The sequence below is a fragment of the Mesorhizobium sp. genome (assembly GCF_004962925.1).
Lineage (GTDB): Bacteria > Pseudomonadota > Alphaproteobacteria > Rhizobiales > Rhizobiaceae > Mesorhizobium.
On sequence record NZ_SUEO01000070.1, the window covers coordinates 1 to 12506 of the forward strand.

Below are 12506 nucleotides of genomic sequence, written 5' to 3' on the forward strand. Positions count from 1 at the left end.
GGCCTATGCCGAGAAGAACGGCGCGCGTTTCGAAAAGGCTCGGATCGACCGTGTCGGAGCAGGGCAGGATGGCGCGACATTGACGCTGGCCGACGGCACGGTGCGGCAGGCAAAATGCCTTGTCATCGCCGCCGGCGCGTGGTCGCATCTCATGGCGAAACATCTCGGCGACCGCATCCCGCTCGAAACCGAGCGCGGCTACAACACGACGTTGCCGAAGACCGCCTTCGACGTGAAGCGGCAACTGATCTTCTCCGGTCATGGCTTCGTCGTCACCCCGCTTGAAACCGGTGTGCGCGTCGGCGGCGCGGTCGAGCTCGGCGGCATTGAGCGGCCGCCCAACTATGCCCGCTCGAAAGCGCTGCTCGAAAAGGCCAAAAGCTTCCTGCCGGGACTTGATCCGGCCGGTGGCCGCGAATGGATGGGATTTCGGCCATCGCTGCCGGATTCGCTGCCGGTGATTGGTGGCGCCAGGCACGCCGGCACGATAGTCTACGCCTTTGGCCACGGCCATCTCGGCCTGACTCAGGCGGCTGCCACCGGACGCTTGATCCGCGATCTCATTCTCGGCCAAAATCCGGTGTTTGATCTTTCTCCGTTTTCTCCGAACCGCTTTTGACGGGATCTAGAAATGGCGCGCCACTCCTTCTTTTGCATCGACGGTCACACCTGCGGCAATCCGGTGCGGCTTGTCGCCGGCGGCGGGCCGCTGCTCCAGGGCGCGACGATGATGGAGCGGCGCGCGCATTTCCTGGCCGAGTATGATTGGATTCGCACCGGTTTGATGTTCGAGCCGCGCGGCCATGACGTAATGTCCGGCTCGATCCTCTATCCGCCGACGAGGCCCGACTGCGACATCGCCATCCTGTTCATCGAAACCTCGGGCTGCCTGCCAATGTGCGGTCACGGTACCATCGGCACGGTGACTTTTGCCATCGAACACGGGCTGATCAAGCCGAGGACGCCGGGTTTGCTCAGGCTGGACACGCCGGCCGGCCTGGTCATCGCCGAGTACAGACAGGTCGGCGAATATGTCGAGGAGGTGCGCATCACCAACGTGCCGTCCTTCCTCTATGCTGAGGGTCTGACGGTCGAATGTCCGCAGCTCGGCGAGATCACTGTCGACGTCGCCTATGGCGGCAATTTCTACGCCATCGTCGAGCCGCAGAAGAATTTTCGCGACATGGCCGACCATTCTGCAGGTGACTTGATCGCCTGGAGCCCGGTGGTGCGGCAGCGGCTCAACGAGAAGTACTCTTTCGTGCATCCCGAGAATCCCGGTATCGACCTGCTGTCGCATATGCTGTGGACAGGGGCGCCGACCGACAGCCAAGCCGATGCGCGCAACGCCGTGTTCTATGGCGACAAGGCGATCGACCGCTCGCCTTGCGGCACCGGCACTTCGGCGCGGATGGCGCAGCTTCACGCCAGGGGCAAGCTTAGGACCGGCGACGATTTCGTCCATCAATCGATCATCGGCTCGCTGTTCAAGGGCAGGATCGAGAAGGAGGTCACGGTTGCGGGCGAGCCGGCGATCATTCCCTCGATCGGCGGCTGGGCGCGCATGACCGGATTGAACACGATCTTCATCGACGATCGCGATCCGTTCGCGCACGGATTCGTCGTCAAATAGAGAGCATCCTGACCCAGGGAAACGAACGGAACTCAAAGATCGATCGCTTCGATGGCGCAACGATCCCGCTCATCAACTTATTTTGACGGCGATTCCTTCGAAACGGCGTGCATTTTGACGACGAATCGCCAAAGACATTGCGTTATGCCAATGATAGGGTCCGCGATAGTCCAGAGGCCGGGAAGGGAAGAACGGACAATCCGATTGCGTGCTTCAAAATCACGCATGCCGATTAAAAAATGACGTTGCAATCCGGGCTCGAAACTTTACGACTAGGGGAAATACGAAAAGGAATGCGTCTGCATGGGCGACATTCCAGGGGAGCCACGACAGCATGCAGTATTTTGTCCAGCAGCTTATCAATGGGCTGACGCTGGGATCGATCTATGGACTGATAGCGATCGGCTATACGATGGTGTACGGCATCATCGGCATGATCAATTTCGCCCATGGCGACATCTTCATGATCGGCGCTTTCGCCGCCCTCATCGTTTTCCTTATCCTCGGTGCCTTGTTCTATTCGTTGCCGGTAGTGATCGCGCTCCTGGTCATGATGATCGTCGCAATGCTGTTGACCAGCATGTACAATTGGACGATCGAGAAGGTGGCCTACCGGCCTTTGCGCGGTTCGTTCCGGCTGGCGCCGCTGATCACCGCGATTGGCATGTCGATTGCGCTGTCCAATTTCGTCCAGGTGACGCAAGGGCCGCGCAACAAGCCGGTCCCGCCGATGGTGTCCAAGGTCTACAACATCGAAGGCATCAGCGTGTCGCTGAAGCAGATCATCATCGTCCTGGTCACCATAGTCCTGCTGGCGCTGTTCTGGTACCTGGTCAACAAGACCTCGCTGGGTCGAGCCCAAAGGGCGTGCGAGCAGGACCGCAAGATGGCCGCACTGCTCGGCATCGACGTCGATCGCACCATCTCGATCACCTTCATCATGGGCGCCGCCCTTGCCGCCGTCGCCGGCACGTTGTTCCTGATGTATTACGGTGTGGTGGTGTTTTCCGATGGCTTTACGCCCGGTGTGAAGGCATTTACTGCCGCGGTGCTCGGCGGCATCGGCTCGCTGCCCGGCGCCGTGCTCGGCGGGCTGATGATCGGCTTCATCGAAAGCATGTGGTCGGCTTATTTCTCGATCGATTACAAGGACGTCGCTGCCTTCTCCATCTTGGCGATCGTGCTGATCTTCCTGCCTTCCGGCATTCTCGGCCGGCCAGAAGTCGAAAAGGTCTGAGACAATGGCGGTCACCGCATCTCCGGAGCGCGACATCGTCGCCACCCCCATGCAGCGCGCCACCCGCGAGGCGCTCTATGCCGGCGCCATCGCGCTCGGCCTGTTCGTGCTGTTCATCGGCCTGAAGACCGACCAGAACATCTCCAACGAACTGATACTGGTGCAGCGCTGGGGCTTGCTCGCCATCGTGGTTGTGCTGACCATGGCCGGCCGTTTTCTCTACGTCGCTTACGGACAGCCCTTCCTCGCAAATCAGAAGATCGTCGATGTAGCCACCGGCCTGCTGCCGGAGAGCGTAGCGACGCGGTTCTTCCGCTTGCCCTATTTCCTCGCCGCCATCGTCACGGTGGCCGTGCTGGTTTTCCTTGCCGGCCCCCTTGACGGATTGCTGGGACCCGGTCTGGCCGGTTATGCACGGTTCCTGAGGGCGCTGGCGATCATCTACGCCCTCGCCTCTGTGCTGTTTTATTTCCGAACCTTCATCCATGCCCATTTTTCGGCGCTGGGCATAACCGCACTGACCCTCTACCCGGTCATTGTCGTGCTGGTGCTTGCTTTGTACGGAGGATCGGTGGCCGCCGGGTTCCAGGGTTCTCTGAAATGGGTCGACAATTTCGGCATCCAGATCCTGATCTACGTGATGCTGGCCTGGGGGTTGAACATCGTCGTTGGCCTCGCCGGCCTGCTCGACCTTGGTTATGTCGCCTTCTACGCCGTCGGTGCCTATGCCTATGCGCTGCTCGGCACGCACTACGGCCTGTCGTTCTGGATCCTGCTGCCTGCCGCCGGCGCCATGGCTGCCTTCTGGGGCGTCATGCTCGGCTTTCCGGTGCTGCGCCTGCGCGGCGACTATCTGGCGATCGTGACGCTCGCCTTCGGTGAGATCATAAGGCTGGTGATCATCAACTGGCGCGAGGTGACCAACGGCTCGGCCGGTATTTCCGGCATCCCGAAGGTCTCTTTCTTCGGCCTGATATCGTTCAACGTTTCGGACCCGAACTATATCGCCAAGGTTTTCGACATCGCCACGTCGAGCGCCTACTACAAGATCTTCCTCTACTACCTGATCCTGGGACTCTGCCTGCTCACCGCCTTCGTCACCATAAGGCTTAGGCGCATGCCCGTCGGTCGCGCCTGGGAAGCGCTGCGCGAGGACGAGATCGCCTGCCGCTCGCTCGGCATCAACACCACCACCACCAAGCTCACCGCCTTTGCTACCGGCGCCATGTTCGGCGGCTTCGCCGGCTCGTTCTTCGCCGCGCGGCAAGGTTTCGTCAGCCCCGAATCCTTCATCTTCCTGGAATCGGCGATCATCCTCGCCATCGTCGTGCTCGGCGGCATGGGTTCGCTGGTCGGCATCGCCGTCGCCGCCATGGTGATGATCGGCGGCACCGAGGTGCTGCGCGAACTCGATTTCCTGAAGCAGGTCTTCGGTCCCGACTTCACGCCGGAGCTCTACCGCATGCTGCTGTTCGGCATGGCCATGGTCATCGTCATGCTGTGGAAGCCGCGCGGCTTCGTCGGCAGCCGTGAACCGACAGCCTTCCTCAAGGAGAGCAGGGCCGTAGCCGGCTCTTTCACCAAGGAGGGCCACGGCTGATGAGTGATGTGAGCTCGATTCAGAAAGCCAACCCGGGCATGAACGATGCCATCCTGCAGGTCGAGCATCTGTCGATGAAGTTCGGCGGTCTGGTCGCCATCGGCGACCTGTCCTTCCAGGCCAGGCGCGGCGAGATCACCGCGCTGATCGGGCCGAACGGCGCCGGCAAGACCACCGTGTTCAACTGCATCACCGGCTTCTACAAGCCGTCTGAAGGCATGCTCACGCTCAACCGGCGCGACGGCTCAAGCTATCTGCTCGAACGCCTGCCGAATCATGAGATTCCGGCGCGCGCCAAGGTGGCGCGCACCTTCCAGAACATTCGTCTGTTCTCGGGCATGACGCTGCTGGAGAACCTGTTGGTGGCGCAGCACAACAAGCTGATGAAGGCGTCCGGCTACACCATCCTCGGCCTGTTTGGCTTCAGCGGCTACCGGAAAGCGTCGGCCGAGTCGATCGACCTCGCCAGGCACTGGCTGGAAAAGGCCGACCTTGTCGATCGGGCCGACGATCCGGCCGGCGACCTGCCCTACGGCGCGCAACGGCGCCTGGAGATTGCGCGGGCCATGTGCACGGGGCCGGAGCTGCTCTGTCTCGACGAACCGGCGGCCGGGCTCAATCCGAAGGAATCAATGGCGCTCAACGCGCTGCTGATGGACATCAAGGACAATACCGGCACCTCGATCCTGCTGATCGAGCACGACATGGCGGTGGTCATGCAGATTTCCGACCATGTCGTGGTGCTCGAATACGGGCGCAAGATCTCGGATGGCAGTCCGCAGGCGGTACGCACCGACCCGCGTGTCATCGCCGCCTATCTCGGGGTCGAAGACGAGGACGTCGAGACGGTGCTGACCGAGGTCGGCGACGAAGACGTCATCGAGCAATTGGATACGGGGCCGGATTCGGCGCACGGCCCGGGCACATCATCTTCGTATCTCGCCGGGCCGGTGACCGACACGGTCGGCCACAGCGAGGGCGAACGCGTCACTGTGTCGAAGGGCGCCTCGAAAGCCGAGCAGGTCGATGCAAGGTCGAGTGCCGCAGCAAGCAAGGCAGCCTCCCCGGCGGCAGCCAAGCAACCCTCTGCCGCGAAATCCTCAGCGGCAAAGCCGGCCACCAAGGCTCCGGTAAAGCCGAAGACACCGGGCGCCTCCAACCGACGCGGAGGGCGTAAATAATGGCCGGCACGACGCTGCTCGATATCAAGGGTGTCCAGACCTACTACGGCAACATCAGGGCGCTGAACGGCGTCGATGTCACCGTCAAGCAGGGCGAGATCGTGGCGCTGATCGGCGCCAACGGCGCCGGCAAGTCGACGCTGATGATGACCATTTTTGGTGCTCCACGGGCGCGGGCGGGCACCATCACCTTCGCCGGCACCGACATCACCCAATTGCCGACCCATGAGATCGCGCGCATGCGCATCGCCCAGTCGCCGGAGGGACGGCGCATCTTCCCGCGCATGACGGTGATGGAAAACCTGCAGATGGGTGCCAGCCTCGACAACCTCCAGCATTACGACGAGGACGTCGAGAAGGTGTTCACGCTGTTTCCGCGCCTGAAGGAACGCATTGCCCAACGCGGCGGCACGCTGTCGGGCGGCGAGCAGCAGATGCTGTCGATCGGACGTGCGCTGATGGCGCGGCCGAAGCTGCTCCTGCTCGACGAGCCGTCGCTGGGCCTGGCGCCGCTGATCGTCAAGCAGATCTTCGACGCTATCCGCGAGTTGAACCGCACGCAGGGGCTGACCGTGTTCCTGGTCGAGCAGAACGCCTTCGGCGCGCTGAAGCTCGCCACGCGCGGCTATGTCATGGTCAACGGCAATGTGACGATGAGCGGCACCGGCAAGGAACTGCTCGCCGATCCGGATGTGCGCGCCGCCTATCTCGAAGGCGGCCATCACTGAGTTCAGGAGTCTTCATCATGCAGGGCATTCTCTATGAGGAACCCTCGGTCTGGCATTTCTTGTTCGTCACCTGCCTGCTTGGCGGCTGGGCGGCATGGATGACGGGCAAGGCCTGCGCCCAGACATGGCGCAGCTTCGTCCAATTGTTCGTTTACATGCTCGGCCTCGGCATCGCCGTAAGGTTCATCCATCACGCACTGTTCGGCGGCACGATGTTCTCGCTGCAGTACTACATCGTCGACACCATTGTCCTGATGATATTGGGCTTCATCGGCTTTCAATACACGCGCACCAACCAGATGGTGACACAGTATAACTGGCTCTACGAAAGAGCATCGCTTTTGAGCTGGAAACCAAAAGTTGACGTTCACCATTAACGCCGTTCCGGGGATGAATCGGCGTGACAAGTGCCTGAAAATCGGCAAAGTACGTTTTCTGCGAGTAAAGGTGGGCATCGCATGAAAGCATCATCCACGCCCACTCTGTAAATGGGAGCGTTTTACATGAGAAAATCACTTTTGTCCGCCGTCGCCCTGACCGCGCTCGTCGCGTTCAGCGGAAGCGCGTGGGCTGACATCCTGGTCGGCGTTGCCGGTCCGATCACCGGTCCGAACGCCGCCTTCGGCGCGCAGCTGCAAAAGGGCGCCGAACAGGCTGTCGCCGACATCAATGCGGCCGGCGGCATCAACGGCGAGCAGGTCAAGCTCACGGTCGGCGACGACGTCTCCGATCCGAAGCAGGGCATCTCGGTCGCCAACAAGTTCGTCGCCGACGGCGTCAAGTACGTGGTCGGCCACTTCAACTCGGGCGTTTCGATCCCGGCATCGGAAGTCTACGCCGAGAACGGTATCCTCGAGATCACGCCGGCTGCGACCAATCCGAAGTTCACCGAACGCGGCATGTGGAACACCTTCCGCACCTGCGGACGCGACGATCAGCAGGGCAAGGTTGCCGGCGACTATCTCGCCGCGAACTTCAAGGATGCCAAGATTGCTGTCATCCACGACAAGACGCCTTATGGCCAAGGCCTCGCCGACGAAACCAAGAAGGGGCTTGCAGCCAATGGCGTGACCGAGGCCATGTATGAAGGCATCAATGTCGGCGACAAGGATTTCTCGGCCCTCATCGCCAAGATGAAGGACGCGGGCGTCTCCGTCGTCTACTATGGCGGCCTGCACACCGAAGCCGGCCTGATCATACGCCAGCTCGCCGACCAGGGCCTCAAGGCAACCTTCATGTCCGGCGACGGCATCGTGTCAAACGAATTGGCGTCCATCGCCGGCGACGCCGTCGACGGCACGCTGATGACGTTCGCTCCGGATCCGCGCAAGAATCCGAACGCCAAGGAACTCGTCGAGAAGTTCCGCGCGGCCGGCTTCGAGCCTGAGGCCTATACCCTCTACTCCTACGCGGCGATGGAAATCATCGCGGCCGCCATCACCAAGGCCGGTTCAGCCGATGACGCTCAGAAGGTAGCCGAGACCATCAAGTCGGCTGGCCCCTGGAAGACCACGATCGGCGAGATCGGCTATGATGCGAAAGGCGACATCACCCGTCCGGATTACGTCATGTACACCTGGAAGAAGGGTGACGACGGCAAGTACACCTATGTCGAGAACGCACCCGGCAAATAACCGGACGTTGCTACATAAAATGCCCGGCGCCTCGCGCCGGGCATTTTTCATGGGAGTTTCCCGAAAGCTTGATCGGGACTGCGAGGCGTTGTCCGGACCGACACGCAATGTGTCAACGCGATAGATAAAACTAAATCGGTTAAATCGCCACCCGATTTTGTTTGCACTGCAGCATTTTCGCGTTAATCATGGCGTCAGTTCCCTTCCCGTTCGCGTTCGGAGCCTTGTCCTTGGCCATCACGAAGATCCTTGTCGCCAACCGCTCCGAAATTGCCATCCGCGTCTTCCGCGCGGCCAACGAACTCGGCCTCAAAACCGTGGCGATCTGGGCCGAGGAGGACAAATACTCGCTGCATCGCTTCAAGGCCGACGAAAGCTATCAGGTCGGGCGCGGGCCGCATCTGACCAGGGATATGGGGCCGATTGAAAGCTATCTGTCGATCGAGGAAGTGATCCGCGTCGCCAGGATTTCGGGCGCCGATGCCATCCATCCGGGCTACGGGCTGTTGTCGGAAAGCCCTGAATTCGCCGAAGCCTGCGCGAAGGCCGGCATCATTTTCATCGGACCCAAGCCGGACACGATGCGCAGGCTCGGCAACAAGGTCGCCGCACGCAATCTGGCGATCGAGGTAGGCGTGCCGGTAATTCCCGCCACCGATCCCTTGCCGGACGACATGGCGGCGGTGAAGGCACTCGCCAAGACGATCGGCTATCCGGTGATGCTGAAGGCATCGTGGGGCGGCGGCGGCCGCGGCATGCGCGCCATCCGCTCGGAAGCCGATCTTGCCCGCGAGGTGACGGAGGGCAAGCGCGAAGCGAAAGCCGCCTTCGGCAAGGACGAGGTCTATCTCGAAAAGCTGATCGAGCGCGCCCGCCATGTCGAGGTGCAGGTGCTGGGCGACACACACGGCAATGCCGTGCACCTGTTCGAGCGCGATTGCTCCATCCAGCGCCGCAACCAGAAGGTCGTCGAGCGCGCGCCGGCGCCGTATCTCGAAATGTCACGGCGCGAAGAGCTTTGCGATTACGCGCTGAAGATCGCCCGCGAGACGAGCTATATCGGCGCCGGAACGGTCGAGTTCCTGCAGGATGCCGACACGGGGAAATTCTACTTCATCGAGGTCAACCCGCGCATCCAGGTCGAGCACACCGTCACCGAGCAGGTGACCGGCATCGACATCGTCAAGGCGCAGATCCACATCCTCGATGGTTTCGCCATCGGCACGCCGGAATCTGGCGTGCCGGCGCAGAAGGATATCAGGCTCAACGGCCACGCGCTGCAGTGCCGCATCACCACGGAAGATCCCGAGCACAATTTCATTCCCGACTATGGCCGCATCACCGCCTATCGCGGCGCCACCGGTTTCGGCATTCGCCTCGACGGCGGCACCGCTTATTCGGGCGCGGTCATCACCCGTTTCTACGACCCGCTGCTGGAGAAGGTGACGGCCTGGGCGCCGACGCCGGCCGAGACCATCGCCCGCATGAACCGGGCACTGCGCGAGTTCCGTATTCGCGGTGTGGCGACCAACCTCACCTTCCTCGAGGCGATCATCAATCACCCGAGTTTCGCCGATAATTCCTACACGACCAAGTTCATCGACACGACGCCGGAATTGTTCGCGAGCGTGAAGCGGCAAGATCGTGCGACCAAGCTGCTCAACTACCTGGCCGATGTCAGCGTCAACGGCCATCCCGAGACGCGCGGCCGGCCGCAGCCCAAGGCCGATGCGGCGGCACCCATGGTGCCCTATCTCAACGGCAATGTGCCCGATGGCAGCAAGCAGAAGCTCGACGCGCTTGGTCCGGAGAAATTCGCGGCCTGGGTGCGCGCGCAGAAAGAGGTGCTGGTCACCGATACGACGATGCGCGACGGGCACCAATCCCTGCTCGCGACGCGCGTGCGCACATATGACATCGCCGGCATTGCCGGCACCTATGCGCGCGCGCTGCCGCAGCTTCTGTCGCTCGAATGCTGGGGCGGGGCGACCTTCGACGTCGCCATGCGCTTCCTCACCGAAGACCCATGGGAACGGCTGTCGCTGGTGCGCGAGGCAGCGCCCAATTTGTTGCTGCAGATGCTTTTGCGCGGCGCCAACGGCGTCGGCTACACCAACTACCCCGACAATGTTGTCCAGCATTTCGTCAAACAGGCCGCCGCCGGTGGCATAGACCTGTTCCGGGTCTTCGACTGTCTGAACTGGGTCGACAATATGCGGGTCGCCATGGATGCGGTCGGCGCCGAGGGCAAGCTGATCGAAGCGGCGATCTGCTACACCGGCGACATACTCGACCCGGCGCGAGCCAAATACGACCTCAAATACTATGTCGCGCTGACCAGGGAGTTGCAGGCGGCCGGCGCCCATATCATCGCGGTCAAGGACATGGCCGGGCTCCTGAAGCCGGCGGCGGCACGAGTGCTGTTCAAGGCGCTGCGCGAGGCAACCGATCTGCCGATCCATTTCCACACGCACGACACGTCAGGCCTGTCGGCGGCGACGGTACTGGCGGCGGTGGACAGCGGCGTCGACGCGATCGACGCGGCGATGGACTCCTTGTCGGGCAACACCTCGCAGCCTTGCCTAGGCTCGATCGTCGAGGCGCTGAAGGGCACCGAGCGGGATCCGGGCCTCGACCCGCAATGGATCAGGAACATTTCGTTCTACTGGGAGGCGGTGCGCAACCAGTATGCCGCCTTCGAGAGCGACCTGAAGGGGCCGGCTTCGGAAGTCTACCTGCACGAAATGCCAGGCGGGCAGTTCACCAACCTCAAGGAACAAGCGCGCTCGCTCGGGCTGGAGACGCGCTGGCACGAAGTGGCGCAGACCTATCACGACGTCAATCTGATGTTCGGCGACATCGTCAAGGTGACGCCGTCATCCAAGGTTGTCGGCGACATGGCGCTGATGATGGTAAGCCAGGATCTGACGGTCGCCGATGTCGAAAATCCGGCCAGGGATATCGCCTTCCCGGACTCGGTCGTATCGATGCTGCGCGGCGATCTCGGCCAGTCGCCTGGCGGTTGGCCGGAGGCCCTGCAGAAGAAGGTGCTTAAGGGGGACAGGCCAATCACGGCCCGGCCTGGCTCGCTGTTGAAAGCGGCCAATCTCAAGGCCAGCCGCAAGGACATCGAGGAGAAGCTCGAGCGCAAGCTCAGCGACTTCGAATTCGCCTCGTGGCTGATGTACCCGAAGGTCTTCTCCGACTTTGCCGCAGCCCAGGAAACCTACGGGCCGGTCAGCGTGCTGCCGACGCCGACCTATTTCTACGGCATGAAGCCGGAAGACGAGATCTTTGTCGACATCGAGAAGGGCAAGACGCTGGTGGTGCGCTGCCTGGCCATCGGCGATGTCGACGAGAAGGGCATGGTCACCGTGTTCTTCGAGCTCAACGGTCAGCCGCGCCGGGTCAAAGTGCCGGATCGCGCGCATGGCGCTTCCGCCGCCAAGGCGCGGCGCAAGGCCGAGCCGGGCAACGAGGCGCATGTCGGCGCGCCGATGCCGGGCGTCGTCTCAGCGCTTGCCGTTGCCGCCGGCCAGGCAGTCAGGGCCGGCGACGTGCTGCTGTCGATCGAGGCGATGAAGATGGAGACGGCATTGCATGCCGAGCGTGATGGCACAATCGCCGAAGTGCTGGTCAAGGCCGGCGATCAGATCGACGCCAAGGATCTGCTGATCGCATTCGGATGAAACAGAAATGTTGCCCAGGCAGAGTTGTCTGCGTCTGGCGGTAGCCCTTCATGCCGCATCGATAACAGCTTGACCGGTCGCCCCCGGTCGGGCATCGAACCGCTGCAAATTCGCCGCGACACGTTCCTGAGTCGCGGCATGGAAAACGACGCGGAGAAAAAATGGCCGACGACATCACCGAGACCAGCCAGACTGTTGCCGCCGGCCAGCTGCGAGCCTTCATCGAGCGCATCGAGCGGCTTGAGGAAGAGAAGAAGACGATCGCCGACGATATCAAGGAAGTGTTCGCCGAGGCCAAGGGCACCGGCTTCGACACCAAGGCGATGCGGTCGATCATCCGGCTGCGCAAGAAGGACCAGGCCGAGCGGCAAGAGGAGGAAACCATCCTCGACCTCTACAAAGCCGCGCTCGGCATGGTGTAAGGCTGGTAACAGCCCTGGGCGCCGGTTGCGGGGCCCTCAACGGGTCGAACCATGAGCGAATTCGACTTTGGCGTCCGCCGCGCCTCTGAATTCCGCCAACGCGGCTTCTGGACGCTGTTCGCGGAACGGCATCCGGAAGAAAGGGCTCTGATGGCGCGGCGCGGACCCTGGTTCTGGCAGCGCGGATTGCCCGACTTCGCCTTGGTCCTTTCCATGTATGTCGCGCCGGCGCAGAACCATGTCGGCGTCTTCTTCGGCCGCAACGAGAAGTTCGGTGCCACGGAAGCCTGGTCGCGGTTGAAGCCGTTCCAGCCGGCGATCGAAGACAGGTTGAAGCTTAGGCCGGAACAGAGTTGCGAGGGCCTCGGCATCAATTCGCTGT

At 62.0% G+C, this 12506-nt stretch carries 10 protein-coding genes and 2 pseudogenes; all 12 read left to right on the forward strand.

Features of this window, described 5'->3' with window-relative positions; genetic code table 11:
• On the forward strand, positions 1–619 hold a 619-nt coding region (locus E5W87_RS15890; protein ID WP_292399047.1), incomplete at its 5' end, for an FAD-binding oxidoreductase.
• Between the two features lie 12 nt (positions 620–631).
• On the forward strand, positions 632–1633 hold the full coding sequence (locus E5W87_RS15895) for a 4-hydroxyproline epimerase (RefSeq protein ID WP_292399049.1): 1002 nt from the start codon (positions 632–634) through the stop codon (positions 1631–1633).
• A gap of 334 nt (positions 1634–1967) precedes the next feature.
• Positions 1968–2870, forward strand: a complete 903-nt coding sequence (locus E5W87_RS15900) for a branched-chain amino acid ABC transporter permease LivH (RefSeq protein ID WP_287330300.1) — start codon at positions 1968–1970, stop codon at positions 2868–2870.
• Between the two features lie 49 nt (positions 2871–2919).
• Positions 2920–3213, forward strand: a pseudogene (locus tag E5W87_RS36095) (DUF3382 domain-containing protein); the annotation flags it as partial.
• 147 nt (positions 3214–3360) lie between these two features.
• Positions 3361–4470: pseudogene (livM, locus tag E5W87_RS15905) on the forward strand (high-affinity branched-chain amino acid ABC transporter permease LivM); the annotation flags it as partial.
• Complete coding sequence (locus E5W87_RS15910; protein WP_292399056.1) at positions 4470–5651, forward strand: ABC transporter ATP-binding protein; 1182 nt, start codon at positions 4470–4472, stop codon at positions 5649–5651. The pseudogene livM and the gene E5W87_RS15910, both read left to right, overlap by 1 nt.
• Positions 5651–6379: an ABC transporter ATP-binding protein gene (locus E5W87_RS15915; RefSeq protein ID WP_192361325.1), complete on the forward strand. Its 729-nt coding sequence runs from the start codon at positions 5651–5653 to the stop codon at positions 6377–6379. Before E5W87_RS15910 ends, E5W87_RS15915 begins: the two co-directional genes overlap by 1 nt.
• A gap of 17 nt (positions 6380–6396) precedes the next feature.
• The gene (locus tag E5W87_RS15920) at positions 6397–6756 is read left to right on the forward strand and encodes a DUF6867 family protein (RefSeq protein WP_292399061.1); all 360 of its coding nucleotides are present in this window, start codon (positions 6397–6399) and stop codon (positions 6754–6756) included.
• 126 nt (positions 6757–6882) lie between these two features.
• The gene (locus E5W87_RS15925) at positions 6883–8013 is read left to right on the forward strand and encodes a branched-chain amino acid ABC transporter substrate-binding protein (RefSeq protein WP_292399064.1); all 1131 of its coding nucleotides are present in this window, start codon (positions 6883–6885) and stop codon (positions 8011–8013) included.
• Between the two features lie 230 nt (positions 8014–8243).
• On the forward strand, positions 8244–11702 hold the full coding sequence (gene pyc / locus E5W87_RS15930) for a pyruvate carboxylase (RefSeq protein WP_292399067.1): 3459 nt from the start codon (positions 8244–8246) through the stop codon (positions 11700–11702).
• A 161-nt stretch (positions 11703–11863) separates the two neighbouring features.
• Positions 11864–12124 carry a DUF2312 domain-containing protein gene (locus tag E5W87_RS15935; RefSeq protein WP_023800031.1) on the forward strand — a complete coding sequence of 87 codons (261 nt, stop codon included), beginning with the start codon at positions 11864–11866 and terminating at the stop codon, positions 12122–12124.
• Positions 12125–12175: 51 nt separating this feature from the next.
• The coding region (locus E5W87_RS15940) for a hypothetical protein (RefSeq protein ID WP_292399072.1) at positions 12176–12506 on the forward strand (331 nt) is incomplete at its 3' end.